The sequence below is a fragment of the Rhodanobacter sp. UC4438_H5 genome (genome assembly GCF_052978405.1).
The window spans coordinates 1507421-1525630 of sequence record NZ_CM129672.1 but is presented as its reverse complement, the minus strand read 5'-3'; the positions used below and the strand labels follow the sequence as shown (position 1 = coordinate 1525630).

The 18210-nt window shown below is 69.1% G+C and carries 22 protein-coding genes; 15 read left to right on the top strand and 7 right to left on the bottom strand.

All coding sequences use genetic code 11. The annotated features are described in order from the left end of the window. Position 1: 1 nt before the first annotated feature. Positions 2–427, bottom strand: coding sequence for an OsmC family protein (locus tag ACVCL9_RS07220; RefSeq protein ID WP_447098615.1), 426 nt, complete (start codon positions 425–427; stop codon positions 2–4). A 141-nt stretch (positions 428–568) separates the two neighbouring features. Between ACVCL9_RS07220 and ACVCL9_RS07215 the strand changes: the two genes are divergently transcribed. From ACVCL9_RS07215 to ACVCL9_RS07180, 8 genes are all read left to right on the top strand, one after another. Then, positions 569–844: a GNAT family N-acetyltransferase gene (locus ACVCL9_RS07215; RefSeq protein WP_395119258.1), complete on the top strand. Its 276-nt coding sequence runs from the start codon at positions 569–571 to the stop codon at positions 842–844. A gap of 20 nt (positions 845–864) precedes the next feature. Then, on the top strand, positions 865–1560 hold the full coding sequence (locus tag ACVCL9_RS07210) for a DUF1345 domain-containing protein (protein WP_447098616.1): 696 nt from the start codon (positions 865–867) through the stop codon (positions 1558–1560). A 95-nt stretch (positions 1561–1655) separates the two neighbouring features. Further along, on the top strand, positions 1656–1844 hold the full coding sequence (locus tag ACVCL9_RS07205; protein WP_447098617.1) for a pentapeptide MXKDX repeat protein: 189 nt from the start codon (positions 1656–1658) through the stop codon (positions 1842–1844). 63 nt (positions 1845–1907) lie between these two features. Beyond that, entirely contained in the window at positions 1908–2975 is a 1068-nt protein-coding gene (locus tag ACVCL9_RS07200; RefSeq protein WP_447098618.1) for an NAD(P)H-dependent flavin oxidoreductase, read from the top strand. Positions 2976–3077: 102 nt separating this feature from the next. Further along, complete coding sequence (rsfS, locus tag ACVCL9_RS07195) at positions 3078–3464, top strand: ribosome silencing factor (RefSeq protein WP_395119254.1); 387 nt, start codon at positions 3078–3080, stop codon at positions 3462–3464. A gap of 109 nt (positions 3465–3573) precedes the next feature. Further along, positions 3574–4044 carry a 23S rRNA (pseudouridine(1915)-N(3))-methyltransferase RlmH gene (rlmH, locus tag ACVCL9_RS07190; RefSeq protein WP_447098619.1) on the top strand — a complete coding sequence of 157 codons (471 nt, stop codon included), beginning with the start codon at positions 3574–3576 and terminating at the stop codon, positions 4042–4044. Positions 4045–4267: 223 nt separating this feature from the next. After that, positions 4268–4717 (top strand): N-acetyltransferase family protein, encoded by a 450-nt coding sequence (locus tag ACVCL9_RS07185; protein WP_447098620.1) that lies wholly within the window; start codon positions 4268–4270, stop codon positions 4715–4717. Positions 4718–4756: 39 nt separating this feature from the next. After that, complete coding sequence (locus ACVCL9_RS07180; RefSeq protein WP_395119251.1) at positions 4757–5323, top strand: Maf family protein; 567 nt, start codon at positions 4757–4759, stop codon at positions 5321–5323. Positions 5324–5330: 7 nt separating this feature from the next. Here ACVCL9_RS07180 and ACVCL9_RS07175 read toward each other — a convergent pair whose 3' ends face one another. Next, positions 5331–6176, bottom strand: a complete 846-nt coding sequence (locus tag ACVCL9_RS07175; protein WP_447098621.1) for a CPBP family intramembrane glutamic endopeptidase — start codon at positions 6174–6176, stop codon at positions 5331–5333. Between the two features lie 121 nt (positions 6177–6297). Between ACVCL9_RS07175 and ACVCL9_RS07170 the strand changes: the two genes are divergently transcribed. After that, on the top strand, positions 6298–7074 hold the full coding sequence (locus ACVCL9_RS07170; RefSeq protein WP_447098622.1) for a class I SAM-dependent methyltransferase: 777 nt from the start codon (positions 6298–6300) through the stop codon (positions 7072–7074). Between the two features lie 11 nt (positions 7075–7085). Here the strand turns inward: ACVCL9_RS07170 and ACVCL9_RS07165 are convergent, their stop codons facing one another. Beyond that, positions 7086–7478, bottom strand: coding sequence for an MAPEG family protein (locus ACVCL9_RS07165; protein WP_395119247.1), 393 nt, complete (start codon positions 7476–7478; stop codon positions 7086–7088). 108 nt (positions 7479–7586) lie between these two features. On the opposite strand from ACVCL9_RS07165, the gene ypfJ reads away from it, so the two are divergent. Together ypfJ and ACVCL9_RS07155 are read left to right on the top strand one after the other, a co-directional pair. After that, positions 7587–8444 (top strand): KPN_02809 family neutral zinc metallopeptidase, encoded by an 858-nt coding sequence (gene ypfJ, locus ACVCL9_RS07160; RefSeq protein ID WP_447098623.1) that lies wholly within the window; start codon positions 7587–7589, stop codon positions 8442–8444. Positions 8445–8554: 110 nt separating this feature from the next. Continuing rightward, entirely contained in the window at positions 8555–8941 is a 387-nt protein-coding gene (locus ACVCL9_RS07155; RefSeq protein WP_395119243.1) for a YkgJ family cysteine cluster protein, read from the top strand. Between the two features lie 26 nt (positions 8942–8967). On the opposite strand, the gene ACVCL9_RS07150 is transcribed toward ACVCL9_RS07155, so the two are convergent. Next, positions 8968–10833 (bottom strand): DEAD/DEAH box helicase, encoded by a 1866-nt coding sequence (locus ACVCL9_RS07150; RefSeq protein WP_447098624.1) that lies wholly within the window; start codon positions 10831–10833, stop codon positions 8968–8970. Positions 10834–10991: 158 nt separating this feature from the next. Between ACVCL9_RS07150 and fghA the strand changes: the two genes are divergently transcribed. Next, positions 10992–11837 (top strand): S-formylglutathione hydrolase, encoded by an 846-nt coding sequence (gene fghA, locus ACVCL9_RS07145; RefSeq protein ID WP_447098625.1) that lies wholly within the window; start codon positions 10992–10994, stop codon positions 11835–11837. A 102-nt stretch (positions 11838–11939) separates the two neighbouring features. Here the strand turns inward: fghA and ACVCL9_RS07140 are convergent, their stop codons facing one another. Together ACVCL9_RS07140 and ACVCL9_RS07135 are read right to left on the bottom strand one after the other, a co-directional pair. Next, positions 11940–13268, bottom strand: a complete 1329-nt coding sequence (locus tag ACVCL9_RS07140; RefSeq protein WP_395119237.1) for a DEAD/DEAH box helicase — start codon at positions 13266–13268, stop codon at positions 11940–11942. 146 nt (positions 13269–13414) lie between these two features. Next, entirely contained in the window at positions 13415–14071 is a 657-nt protein-coding gene (locus ACVCL9_RS07135) for a class I SAM-dependent methyltransferase (protein WP_447098626.1), read from the bottom strand. 129 nt (positions 14072–14200) lie between these two features. On the opposite strand from ACVCL9_RS07135, the gene ACVCL9_RS07130 reads away from it, so the two are divergent. Both ACVCL9_RS07130 and ACVCL9_RS07125 read left to right on the top strand, forming a co-directional pair. Continuing rightward, the gene (locus ACVCL9_RS07130; protein WP_447098627.1) at positions 14201–15433 is read left to right on the top strand and encodes an MFS transporter; all 1233 of its coding nucleotides are present in this window, start codon (positions 14201–14203) and stop codon (positions 15431–15433) included. A gap of 37 nt (positions 15434–15470) precedes the next feature. Further along, entirely contained in the window at positions 15471–15956 is a 486-nt protein-coding gene (locus ACVCL9_RS07125; RefSeq protein WP_395121409.1) for an FKBP-type peptidyl-prolyl cis-trans isomerase, read from the top strand. A 249-nt stretch (positions 15957–16205) separates the two neighbouring features. Here ACVCL9_RS07125 and ACVCL9_RS07120 read toward each other — a convergent pair whose 3' ends face one another. Beyond that, positions 16206–16730: a C40 family peptidase gene (locus tag ACVCL9_RS07120; RefSeq protein WP_395121408.1), complete on the bottom strand. Its 525-nt coding sequence runs from the start codon at positions 16728–16730 to the stop codon at positions 16206–16208. A gap of 172 nt (positions 16731–16902) precedes the next feature. Between ACVCL9_RS07120 and ACVCL9_RS07115 the strand changes: the two genes are divergently transcribed. Next, positions 16903–18162, top strand: coding sequence for an NAD(P)/FAD-dependent oxidoreductase (locus ACVCL9_RS07115; RefSeq protein WP_447098628.1), 1260 nt, complete (start codon positions 16903–16905; stop codon positions 18160–18162). Positions 18163–18210 lie beyond the last annotated feature (48 nt).

The following is an 18210-nucleotide window of genomic DNA, read 5'->3' as shown; positions in this document are numbered from 1 at the left end:
GTCAGCCGAGCAGGCGCGCGTCCAGCGTGATCTCGGCCTTCAGCACCTTGGACACCGGGCAGCCCAGCTTGGTCGCCTCGGCGATCCGGGCGAACGTGTCCGCGTCGGCGCCGGGCACCTTCGCCTCGCAGCTGAGGTGCACCGCCGTGATCGTGAAACCGTCGCCGTCCTTCTCCAGCGTCACCACCGCCTTGGTGTCGATGCTGGTGGCGGTGAGCCCGGCGTTGCCCAGGCCCAGCGACAGCGCCATCGAGTAGCAGCCGGCATGTGCTGCGCCGATGAGTTCCTCCGGGTTCGTGCCGGGGCCATCTTCGAACCGCGACTTGAAGCCGTAGGGCGCCTCGCGCAGCACGCCGGTCTCGGTCGAGATCGTGCCCTGGCCGTCCTTGATGCCGCCGGACCAGTGGGCGAATGCGGATTTCTTCATCGGGGTTCTCCTGTGCGGACAAGCACCCATGCTGCACGAAGCTTCATGCAGCCGGCGCGAATGAAGCGGGCATTTCGGTTCACATGCGGTTGCCCCTCGCGCGCCGTATGCTCGCGGTTTGCCCGACCGTCAGGAGCACCCATGCCACTGTCCATCCAGCACGATCGCAAGGCGCACCGCTTCCACACCGAGGTGGATGGCGCGCACTGCGTGCTCGACTACAGCCTGGCCGGCACCGTGATGACGATCACCCACACTGGCGTGCCGCCCGAGGTGGGCGGTCGCGGCATCGCCTCGGCGCTGGTGCAGGCGGCGATGGAGGCTGCGCGTGCGGAAGGCTGGCAGGTGGTGCCGGCATGCTCATATGCTGCCGCGTGGGTGCAGCGGCATCCCGAATATCACGACCTGCTCGGCTAACTCCTGACGCGGAGGCATGCATGGAAAAACCCTCGGCACAGCCGGAGCCGGCTCCGGTCCGGTCGCGTGGCTGGCGGCCGTGGCGTTTCGTGGCGGGGCGCCCGTGGCTGATCCTGTCGCTGGTCCTTTTCGTGGCGTCGGTCGCGGTGCTGTCGTGGGGATTCGGTCTGCGCCTGGCCAGCGCGGTGCTGCTCGGTTTCGACCTGGCCGCGGTGGTCTACCTCGGCATCCTGGCCAGGCTGTTCAACCACGCCACGCCCAGCCACATGCGGCGCCAGGCGCAGGCGCTGGATACCGGGCGCTGGGGCGTGCTGTGGGGCGGCGTGCTGCTGTCGGCGGTGGTGCTGGCGGCGCTGGGTGACGAACTGCACGCGGCCAGGAGCGGCGGGGTGCCGGAGCTGGCCGTCGGCGTGCTCAGCGTGGTGCTGAGCTGGCTGTTCCTCAGCGTGATGTTCGCGGTGCATTACGCCCACGGCTACTACGGCAACTTCGGCGACAAGCATGCCGGCCTGGAGTTTCCCGACACGCCGAAACCCGACTACTGGGATTTCGCCTATTTCTCGATCGTCATTGGCATGACCTTCCAGGTCTCCGACGTGCAGATCACCAGCCCCTACCTGCGCCGCGTGGTGCTGCTGCACAGCGTGATCGCGTTTTTCTTCAACGTGTTCATCATCGCGATCACGGTGAATATCGTGGCCGGGCAGGGGAGCTGATCGGGCCGGGCAATCCGGCCTCGGTTCGCGGCAAAGGGAGCGAGGAGCGGCATGACCGCTTCATCCCTTCTTGCCTTTTCCCCGGGGAATGACCGATGAACGCGCGCCTTGCCTTTGCCCTTGCCGCCAGCAAGGCGTTTGCCCGGGACGCGATGGCTGCCAGCTCCGGCAGCGCGACGTCGCACGATGCCATGAAGCGCGGATCGATGAAGCACGACGCGATGAAGCAGAACGCCATGAAGGGGAATGCGATGAGGAAGGAGGCGATCGGCTTCGGCGGCTGACCGGCTTCAGTTGCCTGCGGCGGCGGTGGATACTGGGATCATCTCCGCCGCAGGCCATCATGCATGAGCGCCTCGTTCGCCAGCCGGCTCGGCATCGAGCATCCGTTGATCCAGGCACCTATGGCCGGGTCGACGTCGCCCGCGCTGGTGGCCGCGGTATCGAACGCCGGGGCGCTGGGTTCGCTCGGTGCCGGCTACCTGGAGCCGCAGGCGATCCTGGACCAGGCGGCGCAGATCCGGGCGCTGGGCGATCGGCCGTATGCGATCGGCCTGTTCGTGCTGCCGGACGAGTTCGAGGCCGACATGGCAGCGGTGGCCAGGGCGCGCGAACAGCTCGACGCGCTGATGGCGCGCGAAGGACTCGACGTGCGCACCCGCGTGCCGGCGCGCTGGGCGCCACGTTTCTCCGAACAGTTCGCCGCGCTGTGCGAGGCGCGTCCCGCGGTGGCGAGTTTCGCGTTCGGGGTGATCGATCCGGCCCAGCGGCGCGAATTGCGCCGACGCGACATCGTCGTGATCGGTACGGCCACCACGGTCGCCGAGGCGCGTGCCTGGGCCGATGTCGGTGCCGACGCCGTGTCGCTGCAGGGCGCCGAGGCAGGCGGTCACCGCGGCACCTTCCTGCATGAGCCCGAGGACGCGATGATCGGCCTGTTCGCCCTGCTGCCGCTGGCCGCGCGCGCGGTGAACATCCCGGTGATCGCCGCCGGCGGCATCATGGACGGCCGCGGCATGCTGGCGGCGGAAGTGCTCGGCGCGGCGGCCAGCCAGCTCGGCACCGCCTTCCTCGCCTGTCCGGAATGTCCGGCGGCGGAGGCCTGGAAGCAGGACTTGCCACGGGTCGAGGAGCATCAGGTCGCCACCATCCGCAGCTTCTCCGGCCGCGCCGCCCGTGGCCTGCGCAACCGTTTCGTCGAGGCGATGCCGCAGGCGGCGCAGGGCCTGCCGTATCCGGTGCTGAACGCGCTCACCGCGCCGCTGCGTCGCGCCGCGGCGGCGGCCGGGCGTGGCGACCTGCTGTCCGAGTGGTGCGGCCAGGCCGCCGCCATGGTGCGCCCGCAACCGGCCGCCGAACTGGTGGCGCGGCTGATGCACGAGTACCGGATGGCGAAAAGGTCGCTCGCACATTGATGGCCGCGGCCTGGGCGGCCGGCTTGACTTGCCGTCACGGCTGGGCGGTTATACTGCGCCCGCGCCATTTTGCGCGGCGATCCTGCATCGAGGCCCACCCTTTTGAGCACAGCTCGTAGCACCCCGGCCGTCACCACGGCCACCCTGCGCAAGTGCGTCATCGACGCGCTCGAAGAACTGAAAGCCAAGGACATCCGCGAGATCGACGTCCGCGGCAAGACCTCCATCGCCGACCTGCTGGTGATCGCCTCCGGCACCTCCGCCCGCCACGTCAAATCCATTGCCGACGAAGTCGGCAAATTCGCCAAGAAGGCCGGCGTGATGCCGCTGGGCGTGGAAGGCGAGACCGAGGGCGAATGGGTACTGGTCGACCTGGGCGACGTGATCGTCCACGTGATGCTGCCCCGCATCCGCGAGTTCTACGGCCTGGAGCGGCTGTGGACGGTGGGTGACCACGGGCACGAAGCCGACGCCGCGCAAGCCGGCTGAATTTCGTGTGGGGTGCGTCGCAGGAGTGGCCCCGCACCTCAATCCTCTCCCCGCAGGGGAGAGGAAGCGAACGCGGCGCTGCGCGCGTGTCATTTCATGAGAGCGGACCATGCGCGCGCGCCTGATCGCGGTCGGTGAACGCATGCCCGGGTGGGTGGCGGAAGGCTTCGCCGAATACCGCAAGCGGCTCTCGCACGAACTGCCGCTGGAGCTGGTCGAACTGAAGCCCGGCCTGCGCGGCAAGGGCCGCGACGATGCGCGGGCGATCCAGGACGAGGGCGCCGCGCTACTCGCCGCCTTGCCGCACGACGCCCACGCGATCGCACTTGATGGCCGCGGCAAGGCCTGGTCGAGCGAGGACCTGGCCGAACAGCTGGCGGGATGGCGCATGGGTGGGCGCGATCTCGCCTTCCTGATCGGCGGTCCCGACGGTCATGCACCCGAAGTCCTGGCGCGCGCCGACCAGCGCTGGTCGCTGGGCCCGCTGACCCTGCCGCACATGCTGGTGCGGCTGGTGCTGGCCGAGCAACTGTATCGCGCGTGCAAGATCGCGGCGGGGCATCCGTATCACCGGGGGTGAAGGTGGGGCCTCCTGCCCGGTCGTTTCGCCCGACCCTTTCGTCGTTCTCCCTGGGCATGGCGTGGTGAGCCCTTCGACTCCGCTGGGCTGCGCTCAGGGCGAACGGAGTTTGCGGCTGGGCGAAGTACCCGTCACGGATTGGTGGATGCATGCAACATCGCGTTGCGGGCCCGGGCGAGCTATGGTTTTCCGAATCCCGAATCCCGAATCCCGAATCCCCGCCATGCCAACCCGCATCCAGCTCGCCACGATGGCAGACCTCGACACCCTGGTGCCGTTGTTCGACGGCTATCGCCAGTTTTACCGCCAGTCGCCCGACCTCCCGCGGGCGCGGGCGTTTCTCGCCGAGCGCATCGAGCGCGGCGAATCGCTGATCCTGCTGGCGCGCGACGATGACGGCACGGGGTTGGGTTTCACCCAGCTGTACCCGCTGTTCTCGTCGGTGCGCGCGGTGCGCACATGGCTGCTCAACGACTTGTTCGTGGCCCGGTCGGCGCGCCGACGCGGGGTGGCGGGTGCGTTGTTGCGGGTGGCGGCCGAGCAGGCGCGCGAACGGGGTGCGGCGAGCCTGTCGCTGTCCACGGCGCTGGACAATGCGCCGGCGCAGGCCTTGTACGAATCACTGGGCTGGCGGCGCGAATCGGGCTTCTGCGAGTACAGCCTGGGGCTGTGAGACGGCTATGCTGCCGGGATCGTCACGCCGGAACTGTCCATGCTTCATCTCGCTTCCCAGTCGCCGCGTCGGCGGCAGTTGCTGCAGCAGCTCGGCGTCGAGTTCGCCGTCATTGATGTCGAGGTGGTGGAGTGTCGCGACGCGGCGGAGTCGCCGCTGGCCTACGTGCAGCGGGTGGCGCACGACAAGGCGCGTGCGGGGCTGGCATCGCTCGGCGCTGATGCCGCCGACGCGGTGGTGCTGGGTGCCGACACCGAGGTGGTGCTCGACGGCGAGGTGTTCGGCAAGCCGCGCGATGCGCGGGATGCGGCGGCGATGCTGGGCCGGCTGGCCGGACGCACGCATGAGGTCATCTCGGCGCTGTGGCTGGTGGCGAACCGGCGCGAGCTGGCGGCGGTCAGCGTGTCGCAGGTGCGCTTTGCGGCGCTGGATGCGGCGGCCATCGCCGCCTACGTCGACACCGGCGAGCCATTCGGCAAGGCGGGTGGCTACGCGATCCAGGGCCGTGGCGCGGCCCTGGTCGAACACCTCGCCGGCAGCTATTCCGGCGTGATGGGCCTGCCCTTGTTCGAGACCGCACAGGCGCTGCGCAAGTTTGCGGATTGATCGCGGGTCAGCCTGCGTGAGCCGCCAGGAACCACGCCGCCGTGGCCAGTGCGTTGTTTGCCGCGTGTGCCATCACGCCGGGCCAGATCGAGCCCGAACGCAGGCGCAGCCAGGCCAGCGCCATCGCCAGCAGCCACAGGGCGGGCAGCGCGAACACCTGCCAGTTGAGCCCGGGCAGGTGGGCAGTCGCAAATACCGCTGAACTCAGCACCGCGGCGCCGAACCGACCCCAACGCGGCTGCAGCGAAGACAGAAGCACGCCGCGGAACAGCAGCTCTTCCACCAGCGGCCCCAGGCTCGCCACCATCAGCATCAGCGGAATGCGCCAGCCCAGCGGCGTGTTCTCGCCCAGTTGCTGGATGTTCTGGGTGACCGGGTGGCCTTGCGCCAGCCAGTGCGTCAGCCAGCCGCCGAGCACTGGTGCGAGCAGGCCGATGACCACCGCCAGCGCGAGAAAGCCCAGCCGCGACGGGCGCACGAAGCCGAAACCCGGCGGCTGCGCCAGCGACCACAGCCGCGGCGAGCGACGCCACACCAGCCACAGGATCGTGGCTGCCGCCAGGCCCAGCGTCAGCATCACCAGCAGCGCCTGCATGCCGGGCGGCTGCAGGGTTTCGCGGATGCGCACGGTGAAATCGGCCACGCCGTGCCAGTCGTGCAGGTGGCCGGTGGCGATGGCCAGCAGGACCACCAGCACGCTGCTGCCGGCTGCCTGCAGGGCGAAATAAAGCACGATCCAGCCCAGTGCCATCCACGGTCCGGGGGCCGTCGGCGCAGCGGTGGTGGCGGGGCGGATGTCGATGGTCGAGGCTTCCTCAGCTGCGGCGAGTGACGAGCCGCGCCGCAGCGGCACGGCGTTCCTGGCAGCACGCTAGTCCGTGGCCGCGCTCCCGCGCAATCGGCCATCCGACACGGTCGCTACCGGCCGCATGGCGTAACATCGTGGCAGGAACCGATGCATCAGGGGGCGCGCGATGGCTATCGACTTTGGCAGGACGGCCGACGATTACGTACGCCATCGGGCGGGTTTTCCCGAAGCGTTCTTTGAACGCATCTTCCAGGATGGCACGGCGCGCGCCGGCCAGCAGGCGCTCGACCTGGGCAGCGGCACCGGCACGGTCGCCCGGGGCCTGGCGTTGCGCGGCTGCACGGTCACCGCGCTGGATCATTCGGCGCCGCTGCTGGCGCAGGCGGCCGAGCTCGACCGGGCTGCCGGCGTGCAGGTGAAGCAGGTGCGGGCGCGGGTCGAGAACGCGGATTTCCCGCCGGCCTCGTTCGACCTGGTCACCGCCGGGCAGTGCTGGCACTGGTTCGAGCGCGCACGCACCGCGGCCCTGGTGCGTCGCTGGTTGCGCCCGGGCGGACACTTGCTGATTGCCCACTTCGACTGGCTGCCGTTGAACGGCAACATCGTGCAGGACACCGAGCGGCTGATCCTGGCCTGCAATCCCGGCTGGACCCTGCACAGCGGCAGCGGCCTGTATCCGGCCTGGTTGAAGGATGTGGCCGAGGCCGGTTTCACCGATTTGCGCACCTGGTCGTTCGACCTGGACATCCCCTACAGCCACGAGGCCTGGCGCGGCCGGATCCGTGCCAGCGCCGGTATCGGCGCCGTACTGGATGCGGCCAAGGTGAAGCATTTCGATGGGGAACTGGCCGCGATGCTGGCCAGCCGTCATCCGCACGAGCCGCTGGCGGTGCCACATCGCGTATGGGCCTTGAGCGCCGTGGCGCCGGGGTTGCCGGATTGACGGCAAGCGCGTCAGCCTACCGCCATCGCGCGCACCACGCCGATGGCGGCCATCACCAGCAAGGCGATCCAGCCGACTGAGGCCAGTCCGAAGCCGGGGCCGCGTTTCGCCGGCTCGGCCATGTACGCCACCGCGTACCACACCCGTCCCGCCACCCAGACCAGTCCGGCAATGCCGGCCCAGCCGGTGAAGCCGTAGGTCGCCGCCAGCCACAGCGTGGGCAGGAACATCACGGTCTGTTCCAGCGTGTTCATCTGCACGCGGTAGGCTCGCTCGAACATCGGGTGCCCACTGGTGGCCGGTGCCTTGATCGCGTATTTGCCGCGGGCGCGGCCCACCAGCCAGCTGGTGCCGAACAGCAGCAGGATAGTGAGCAGGGTAACCAGGGCGGGCAACTGGGTCATGGTGGTCCTCGGCAGATGGGGTATCGGTGGCGTGCCGCTTGGCGCGATCGCGGGCGTGGCGCTATCGTCGCACGATGGCGCCACCGCACGGCGCCCGGCGAGGACATCATGGATTGGCGAAAAGGTGGCAGCAGCAGCAACGTCGAGATCGGCGGCAATGGCGGCAGTCGGCGCTTCGGCGGCGGTGGCGGCCGGATGGGCATCGGCGGCCTGATCGTGCTCGCGATCCTGGGCTGGGTCTTCTTCAAGAATCCCATGGCCCTGCTCGATCAGGGCGGCAGCGCGTCCTACGCGCCGTCGTCCGACACGCCGGCCCAGGTCGATCCGGAGCAACAGGCCTTCGTCAGCGCGATCCTGCATTCGACCGAGCAGACCTGGGGGGAGATCTTCCAGGCCAGTGGCATGACCTATGTCGAGCCGAAGCTGCACCTGTTCAGCGGCGGCGTCAGCACCGGCTGCGGCGGCGCGACCAGCGCGGTGGGGCCGTTCTATTGCCCGGCCGACCAGAAGGTCTACCTCGACCTGGCCTTCTTCCAGCAATTGCAGGACGAGCTGCATTCGTCCGGCGACTTCGCCCGCGCCTACGTGATCGCCCACGAGGTGGGCCATCACGTGCAGAAGCTCACCGGCGTGTTCGACAAGGTCGACGAGGCACGCCGCCGCGGCGCGCCGATGGATGGCGCCGACGGCCTGTCGGTGCGCCAGGAGCTGCAGGCGGACTGCTACGCCGGCGTGTGGGCAAACCACAGCCAGCGCGAGTTGAACTGGCTGCAGCCGGGCGACATCGAGGAGGCCCTGAACGCCGCCAGCCACATCGGCGACGACGCCTTGCAGCAGCAGTCGCAGGGCCGGGTGCGGCCGGACACCTTCACCCACGGCACCTCGGCGCAGCGGGTGAAATGGTTCAAGACCGGCTTCGGCAGCGGCGACGTGAGTCAGTGCAACACGTTTGCGGGTGAACCCTGAGCGCGTGTTGAACGCATCGCGTGGTCTGCCGTGCGGCGGGTTGCGGACGCTCTAGAATCGTCCGCTGCGCGCCGCGGGGTGCGCCATGAGCTGCGCCCGGGTTCGATTCGATGCTGCATCCCTGTTTGCGTTGCGGTGCCTGCTGCGCGTATTTCCGCGTGGCCTTCCATTGGTCGGAGACGGAGGCGTTCCTGGGCGGCAAGGTGCCGCCGGAGCTGACCGAGAAACTCGATCCGCACCGCGTCGTGATGCGCGGCACGCAGGCCGCACAGCCGCGTTGCACCGCCTTGCAGGGCGTGGTGGGCGAGGCCGCGCAATGCGGTATCTATCCGCTGCGGCCATCGGTGTGCCGCGAGGTGCAGCCCTCGTGGGAGTTTGGTGCGGCCAGCCCGCAGTGCGACAAGGCGCGCCTGGCGCACGGTTTGCCGGTGCTGCAGCCGGAGGATTGGCTCGACCCCTTCGATGCCGGCGAGCCGCCGTTGCCGCAGAGTGCCTGAGCGGCCTCGACTGCCGGGCGCGCGCCTTATTTGCGCGGTGGTGGCTTGCTGCCTGTGCGTGGCTTGGCGCCGCCTGGCCTGAATCCGCCGGGTTTGTGGCCGCCCGGCTTGTGGCTGGGGGCGTGGTGTGCGGGCGGTGCCGCTGAGCCGGTGTCGTTGCCGTCCCACTCGTGGATGCGCAACTGCTGCTGCACCACCCACACCTTCTTCAGGTGCTCGAAGATTTCCTTCGGCATGCCGTCGGGCAGGTCGATCAGGCTGTAGTGGTCGCGGATGCTGAGGCGGCCGATGTACTGGCTGTCCAGGCCGGCCTCGTTGGCGATCGCGCCGATGATGTTGCCCGGCTTGACGCCGTGCTCGTGGCCGACTTCGATGCGATAGGTGCGCTTGCCTTGTTCGGTGGCATGCGCGCGCAGCGGGCGCGCCGCGAACTCGCGCGGTGGCGCGCCCTCGTGACTGCGCGGCTTGTGCTCGCGGGCCGTGCGGCTGGCACCGTCGCGCTCGCGCGGCTGGTGTTCGCGCTTGGCCGGCTCGTACTTCTCGCGCTTGGGCGGCGGCGCCAGCAGCAGCGGTTGGTCGCCCTGGGCGATGCGCGCCAGCGCGGCGGCGATCTCGACCGCCGGCACGTTGTGTTCCTGCTCGTACTGCTCGATCAGCTGCTGGAACTGGCCCAAATCACCCTGCGCCAGCATGTCGCTGATGCGCTGCTTGAACTTGCCGATGCGTACATCATTGACCACCTCGACCGACGGCAACTGCATCTGCTCGATCGGCTGGCGGGTGGCGCGCTCGATCGCGTGCAGCATGCCGCGCTCGCGCGGGCTGACGAACAGGATCGCCTCGCCGCTGCGCCCGGCGCGGCCGGTGCGGCCGATGCGGTGCACGTAGCTTTCGGTGTCGTACGGGATGTCGTAGTTCAGCACGTGGCTGATCCGCTCCACGTCCAGCCCGCGCGCGGCCACGTCGGTGGCGACCAGGATGTCGAGCTTGCCGTCCTTCAGCTGCTGGATCACCCGCTCGCGCTGTGCCTGGGCGATGTCGCCGTTGATCGCGGCGGCGGCCAGGCCGCGCGCCTGCAGCTTCTCGGCCAGCTCCTCGGTGGCCTGCTTGGTGCGCGCGAAGATGATCATCGCGTCGAACGGCTCGGCCTCGAGGATGCGGGTCAAGGCATCGAGCTTGTGCATGCCGCTGACGAACCAGTAGCGCTGGTGGATGTTCGCCGCGGTCGTGGTCGAGGACTTGATGGTGACTTCGACCGGGTCCTTCAGATGCCGCTGCGCGATCTTGCGGATCGGCACCGGCATGGTCGCCGAGAACAGCGCGACCTGGCGCACGGGCGGGGTGGCCTGCAGCACCTTCTCGACGTCGTCGATGAAGCCCATGCGCAGCATCTCGTCGGCCTCGTCGAGCACCAGGAATTTCAGCTCCGACAGGTCCAGCGTGCCCTTGTCCAGATGGTCGATCACGCGGCCGGGCGTGCCGACCACGACGTGCACGCCGCGCTTGAGCGAATGCAGCTGCGGGCCGTAGCTCTGGCCGCCGTAGATCGGCAGCACCTGGAAGCCGGGGACGTGCGCGGCATAGGTCTGGAACGCCTCGGCTACCTGGATCGCCAGCTCGCGCGTGGGCGCCAGCACCAGCGCCTGCGGCTTGCCGGCGCGGCGCTCGATGCGCGAGAGGATCGGCAAGGCGAACGCGGCGGTCTTGCCGGTGCCGGTCTGCGCCTGGCCCAGCACGTCGCGGCCTTCCAGCAACGGCGGAATGGTGGCGGCCTGGATCGGCGAGGGCGACTCGTAGCCGACGTCGGCCAGCACGCGCTGAACGTCGGGGTGCAGTGCCAGCGCGCCAAAGCCGGACGGGACCGGGGCGTGGTCGGAAGTGGGGGATGACATGGGGAAACCTCGGAGCGGAACGCAGCGCCGTGAATGAGACGCGCAAGGGGCGGATTCTACCAGTCTCTGCCGACGCGCGTGGCCGGCAAGCCTGAACGGGCTGCCATCGTGGCGGCCAAGTATGCTGGCGGTTCGCGCGACCAGGACAGTACAAAGCCATGGCCATCGAAACGATTTCCGAACAGCGCCTGCATGCGGGCGTGCAGGGCTTCTATCGGCATGAATCGCATGCCTGTGCCGGCCCCATGCGCTTTGCCGTCTACCAGCCGCCGCAGGCGGCGCGGCAGCAGTGTCCGGTGCTGTATTTCCTGGCCGGCCTCACCTGCACCGAGGAAACCGCCACGATCAAGGCCGGCGCCCAGCGGCTGGCCGCCGAACTGGGCCTGATCCTGGTGATGCCCGATACCAGCCCGCGGGATACCGGCTTCGACGGCGCCACCGGCGACTGGGAGTTCGGCGAAGGCGCCGGCTTCTACCTCGACGCCACCGAGGCACCGTGGTCGACGCGCTTCCGCATGGCCAGCTACGTCGTCGACGAACTGCCCGCGTTGATCGGCACCCATTTCCCGGCCGACCTCGCGCGCAGCGGCATCTGCGGCCATTCGATGGGTGGCCACGGCGCGCTGACCCTGGCCTTGAACAATCCTGCACGCTATCGCTCGGTGTCGGCCTTCGCCCCGATCGTGGCCCCCAGCCAGGTGCCGTGGGGGCGCAAGGCGCTGCCGCGTTACCTGGGCGACGACCCGGCGGCCTGGGTCGCGCACGATGCCTGCGAACTGGTGCGGCGGCAGACCTTTCCCGGCACCATCCTGATCGACCAGGGCGAGGCCGACGGCTTCCTCGAAGCGCAGCTGAAACCGGAACTGTTCGACCAGGCCTGCGCCGAATCCGGACAGGCCCTGCTGCTGCGCCGGCACGCCGGCTACGACCACAGCTACTGGTTCATCACCAGCTTCATCGACGACCACCTGCGGCACCACGCCGGGGCGCTGGGCTTGCTGTAGGAGCCCCCTCGCGGGCGATACCGTTGCCCCGGAGCCGCGAGGAAAAGAGCATCGCCCGCAAGCGGGCTCCTGCCGCGGGAGACTCGGCGCGTGTCGGCTTGCTCAGGCCTTGGCCGCCGGGCGCCGGTTGTTGCGGCGGCGCTGGTTGCCGGCGGCGTGATCGCCGCGGCCCTGCGGCGCGTAGCCGTTCGGCCGTGCCGCGCCGGCGGGCTTGCCCTGGCGCGGTGCCCGCGACTGCTGGCGCTGACCGCCGCCACCCTGCTTCGGACGCGGCGCGCCGGCATCCAGTCGCAGCGGGGCGGACGGCTCGTAACCGGCCACGGCGGTGATCGCGATGTCCTGCTTGAGCAATTTGCGGATGTCGAACAACAAGCCGGATTCGTCATGGCTGACCAGCGACAGCGCCAGGCCTTCCATGCCGGCGCGGCCGGTACGGCCGATCCGGTGCACGTAGTCTTCGGCCACCGACGGCAGGTCGAAGTTGATCACGATCGGCAACTGCTCGATGTCGATGCCGCGCGCGGCGATGTCGGTGGCGACCAGCACGGTGACGCGGCCGCTCTTGAAATCGCTGAGGGCGCGCGTGCGCGCGTTCTGGCTCTTGTTGCCGTGGATCGCGGCGCTGCGCAGGCCCGAGGCGTTGAGGTAGGTGACCAGCTTGTCGGCGCCGTGCTTGGTGCGGCTGAACACCAGGCTCTGGCGGCGGCTGTCCTGCGACAGCACGTGCAGCAGCAGGTCGCGCTTGCGCGAGGCGTCCACCGGGTGCACCTGGTGGCTGACCAGGGCGGTCACGGTGTTCGGCGCCGAGACCGAGATCTCGCGCGGGTTGTGCATGAACTCCATCGCCAGCGTCTTGATCGCCGGTGCGAAGGTGGCCGAGAACAGCAGGGTCTGGCGCTTCTTCGGCACCACCTGCAGGATGCGCTTCAGCGCCGGCAGGAAGCCCATGTCGAGCATGCGGTCGGCTTCGTCCAGCACCAGCGTTTCCACCGCGGAGAGGTCGAGCGTGCGCTGCTGCAGGTGGTCGATCAACCGGCCCGGGGTGGCAATGACGATGTCCACGCCGCGGCGCAGCGCATTGATCTGCGGACCCATGCCGACGCCGCCGAAGATGGTGGTGGCGCTGACGTGGATGTGCTTGCCGTAGTCGCGCATGTTCTCGTGGATCTGCGCGGCCAGCTCGCGGGTGGGGGTGAGGATCAGTGCGCGCGGGCGGCGGGTCATGGTCTGCCCGCTGGTCGACAGTTTCTGCAGCAGGGGCAGGGCGAACGCGGCGGTCTTGCCGGTGCCGGTCTGGGCGGCGGCGAGCAGGTCGTGACCTTCCAGCGCCGGCGGGATCGCCGCGGCCTGGATCGGGGTGGGATTGGCGTAGCCGTAATCGGCGAGCGCACGCAACAACGCGGGCGCAAGGCCCAGCGAATCGAAGGACATGAAACACTCCTGGGCAACCCGGAGTGTTCATACCGTGTTGCGAAGCAAAGGGAAGGGGGGCGGCAGGTGCCGCTGCCATCGTGAAGACGACGGCCCGACAAGTATAGCGGATTCGACGCGCCGGCGTCTGCCCCTTCGGGCAGGAGTCAGCGCGGGTGGTGCGCCACCACCAGGTAGCTGTTGAACGGGGTGCGCCCACGCAACGGCTCGATGCGCACCTCCAGCCCCGCCTGCTCGATTGGCTCGCGCAATTCGTCGGCACTCGGATAATGCTGCGCACCGCCGGAAATCCAGCCGGAGGCATGCAGAAAGAACTCCTCCACGCGGGTGGCGTGGAAGCGCCAGTTGGCCTCGCGCAGTACGTTGCGGATGATCAGGCAGCCCTGCGGCGACAGGTGCCGGGCGGCGTCCCGCAGCAGGGCCGGCTGGCGCACGGCGGGCAGATAGTGCAGTACGTCGAGCAGGGCGACATGGCCCTGCTGCGCGGGCAGTTCGGCGGCGTCGGCCTGTTGCAGCCGCATCATGGCATCGAGTCCCGCGCGTTGCACCGCACGTTGGCCCGCCAAGATCTTGCGCGAGTCGTGGTCCAGCCCGAGGTAGGGCTGGTGGTGGCCTTGCGCGTGCAGGTACTGGCCCAGCAGGCCGATGCCGCAACCGATGTCCAGCAGCGGCAATGCGGTGCCGTCGATCCGCGCCGCCACGGCCGCGTAGACCGGGTCGCTGGCCAGCTTGCCGCGCACATAGCCACGCTGCAGGCTGCCCTGATAGAGCCGGGCGATGCGTTGCCGGGTGTGACGGTCCATGCGCGTCCCGCGTGCCGAAGATGCGGCCAGCCTAGCAAGCTTGCCGGGACGGTGCGGGGTTGCGTGGCGGGCCGGCCTCGTGCATACCGTGCGCAGCGCTGGCCGACGGCCGCTCCCTGGAGTTCCGCGATGTCATGGTTTGCACCCCTGCGCCAACTCGATGTCACCCAGCGGCATACGGTGGCGGCGAGCTTCCTGGGCTGGACGCTGGATGCGTTCGACTTCTTTCTGCTGGTGTTCGTGCTGGGCGACATCGCCGACGATTTCCACGTGCACAAGACCGAGGTGACGCTGGGCATTTTGCTGACCCTGGCGGCCCGCCCGCTCGGCGCTCTGCTGTTCGGCAGGCTGGCCGATCGCTACGGGCGCCGGCCGGTGCTGATGTTCGACGTGCTGCTGTTCTCGTTGCTGGAACTCGCCTGCGCCTTCGCGCCGACGCTGACCGTGTTGCTGGTGCTGCGCTTCGCCTTCGGCATCGCGATGGGCGGCGAGTGGGGCATCGGCGCTTCGCTGGCGCTGGAGAGCATCCCGGCGCGTTCCCGCGGCATGGTTTCCGGGCTGCTGCAGAGCGGCTACCCGTGCGGCTACTTTCTCGGCGCGATCGCCTACTGGGTGGTATTCGACGTGCTGGGCCTGGGCTGGCGCGCGATGTTCGTCGTTGGCGTGCTGCCGGCGTTGCTGGTGCTGTATCTGCGCAGCAAGGTGCCCGAGTCGCCGGTGTGGCAGGCGGGACAGGTGGGCAGGCAGCGGCGGAGCCTGCGCGATTCGATGCGCGGGCAATGGAAGCGACTGCTGTACATGATGTTGCTGATGATGGCGTTCAACATGTTCAGCCATGGCTCGCAGGACATGTATCCGACCTTCCTCAAATCGCAGTTGCACCTGCAGGTCGGCGCGGTGACCGTGCTGACGATGCTGCTCAACGCAGGCGCCATCCTCGGTGGTCTGAGCTTCGGCGCCTGGTCCGAACGCATCGGTCGGCGGCGGGCAATGATCGTGGCGGCGCTGCTGGCCTTGCCGTGCATTCCGCTGTGGACGCATGGCGGCTCGCTGGTGCTGCTCGGGTTGGGCGCGTTCCTCATCCAGGTGATGGTGCAGGGGGCCTGGGGCATCGTGCCGGCCTACCTCAACGAGTTGTCGCCCGACGACGTGCGCGGCACCTTGCCCGGCTTCGCCTACCAGCTGGGCAATCTTCTGGCCGCGAGCACGGCCACCGCGCAATCGTGGCTGGCCGACCGCAGCGGCGGCAACTATGCGCTGGTGATGGCGGGGTGGATGGCCGTGGTCGCCGTCGCGCTGGCGCTGCTGGCCTGGCTGGGGCCGGAGGTGCGCGGTACGCGCTTTGGCAGGTCGCACTCCTGATAGAATCGCCGGTTTGCGCCCTCTTGCGAGACACATGATGAAAGCTGGAAAGGACAAGGTGGTTTCCCTGCACTACACGCTGACGGTGGCCGGCGACAAGGTCGAAAGCTCGCACGACCGCGACGAGCCGTTGTGGGTGCTGCTTGGCCACGGCCAGCTGATTCCCGGTCTGGAAGCCGCCCTGGAAGGCCACGAAGCCGGCGAGAATCTCGCGGTGGACGTGGCCGCCGTGGACGCCTACGGCGAGCGCCAGGAAGGCCAGATCCAGCGCATGTCCAAGAAGTACTTCCCGCAGGCCAGCCGACTCAAGCCCGGCATGGTCACCGTGCTGCAGCTGAAGCAGGGCGGCCAGCGCGCCGTCACCGTGCACAAGGTCGGCATGAGCACGATCGACGTGGATCTCAACCATCCGATGGCCGGCAAGGACCTGCATTTCGATGTCGCCATCGGCGAGGTGCGCGAGGCCACCGAGGAAGAACTCCAGCACGGCCATGCCCATCCGCCGGGCAGTGCGGAGCACTGAGCAGGGGATATCGAATCAAGGCAATGACGGCGCCCTCGGGCGCCGTCATTCGTTGGCCCTCTCCCTTCCACGGGAGCGTTGGAGAGGGGTAGCCCGGGCGACCCGCGGAAGTCCCACTGCGGGTGAAAGGTCCGGATGAGGGCCGGCAATTCGTGCAGCGGCGCACCCTGTGCGCGACGATCTTCGCCGCGTAACGAAAGGCATCGTGCACAAGGTGCGCTCCTGCAGGGTTCCGGCCCGTGTGGCCCCTCAATCCAGCACCCGCTTCCCGTACGCGAAATGATCGCCCCAGTACGGCCCGTCGATGTCGTCCAGCCGCACCGTGCCACCGCTGTTCGGCGCATGCACGAAACGCCCCTTGCCGACGTACACGCCGACGTGGCTGATGCTGCCGCCGATGTCGAAGAACACCAGGTCGCCGCTGGCCAACTGGGTCATGCGCTTCACCTTGTGCGCGCGCATCGAGGCCATGGCGTGCGAGGTGCGTGGCAGGGCGATGCCGGCCGCCGTGCGGTAGATGTAATCGACCAGCCCGCTGCAGTCGAAGCCGCCGGCCGGCGTGTTGCCGCCCCAGCGATAAGGCGTGCCCACCAGGCCGATCGCGCGGAACAGGATGTCGTTGGCTTCGCCCGCGCTGGCGGCTGACGGTGCGCGTGGCGGCAGGTCGGCCAGCGCGGAATGCGAAGTCCTGTAGGTCGGCTCGCGATGGTGCGGCGCGCTGGCGCAAGCGGCCAGCAACGCGAGCATGGCGCCGAGCAGCAAGGCGTGCGTCATGCGCCGGGCGGCGGCGATCGACGTGACGCGGCGTGTTCGGTCCATGCGCATGGCGGGGTCCCGGCTTGAGTCGGGCTGAGGTTATCAAATCAATGGGTTGGAAGAAAGTTCTCACAAGTTGGTGCAGTTGTGGCCATGCCGCGGTATCGGCGCAGCTGGTTACAATCCGTCGATGGATTCGGATCGCGACGATGTGTTGATCCTTGGTGGCGGCGTCATCGGGCTGGCTTGTGCGCTGCAACTGCGCAAGGCCGGTGCCAGCGTGCGCGTGCTGGAGCAGGGCACGCCCGGTTGCGGCAGTTCGCACGGCAACTGCGGCACCATCACGCCCAGCCATGCGGCGTCGCTGGCCATGCCGGGAATGATCGGCGTCGCGTTGCGGTCGATCGTCCACGCGGACGCGCCGCTGTATCTCGACCCGCGCCTGGACGGGCCGCGGCTGCGCTGGCTGCTGGGTTTCGCGCGCCATTGCAACTGGAGCGACTTCCATGCGGCGACCCATGCGCGGCTGGCGATCCTGCAGCGCTCGCGCCGGTTGCTCGGCGAGCTGGTGCGTGACGAAGGGCTCGACTGCGAGTTCAGCGAGCAGGGTACCTTGCATGTCTACCGCACGGACCGGCTGCGCCAGGCGGACGAGAAGGGGCATGCGGCGCTGCTCGAAAAACTCGGCGTGACGGTGCAGCGCCTGGACGGCGCCGAGGTCGAGGCGATGGAGCCGGCCTTGAAACCGGGCGTGGCCGGCGGCGTGCTGCATCCGCAGGATGCCTCGCTGCGGCCGGACCGCTACGCGGCCGAGCTGGCGCGCCGCGTGCTCGAATGCGGCGGCACGATCGAGAGCGGTGCGTGCATCGAGGGCTTCATCACCGACGGTACGCGGATCACCGGCGTGCGCACTTCTCGCGGAGCGTTCCGCGGCGAGCGCATCGTGATGGCGCTGGGCGCGTGGTCGCCGCTGCTGGCACGACAACTGGAGCTGCGCCTGCCGATGCAGCCGGGCAAGGGTTATTCGATCACCTGGGATCGTCCCGCGCTGGCGCCGCGCCGTGCGCTGAGCCTGCGCGAACCTTCCGTCTGCGTCACTTGCTGGAGCGACGGTTTCCGGTTGGGCAGCACGATGGAGTTCTCCGGCTACCGCACCGGGCTCAATCGCACCCGTCTGGACGCGTTGCGCCGCGGCGCCGCCGCGAACCTGCGCGAACCGGCCGGTGGCCGGCTGTTGGAGGAATGGTGGGGTTGGCGACCGATGAGCGTCGACGAAGTGCCGATCATCGGCCCCAGCACGCGCTGGACCAATCTGTGCCTGGCCACCGGCCATGGCATGCTGGGGGTGAGCATGTCGGCGGCCACCGGTGAACTGGTGGCGTCGCTGCTGGCCGGCACGCCGGCGCTGCTCGACGCCACCCCCTACGCACCCTCGCGTTTCGGGCTGTAGCGATCGCGGCGCCATCCGTCGGCGCCTTCCACGAACGCCGAGGAGCAT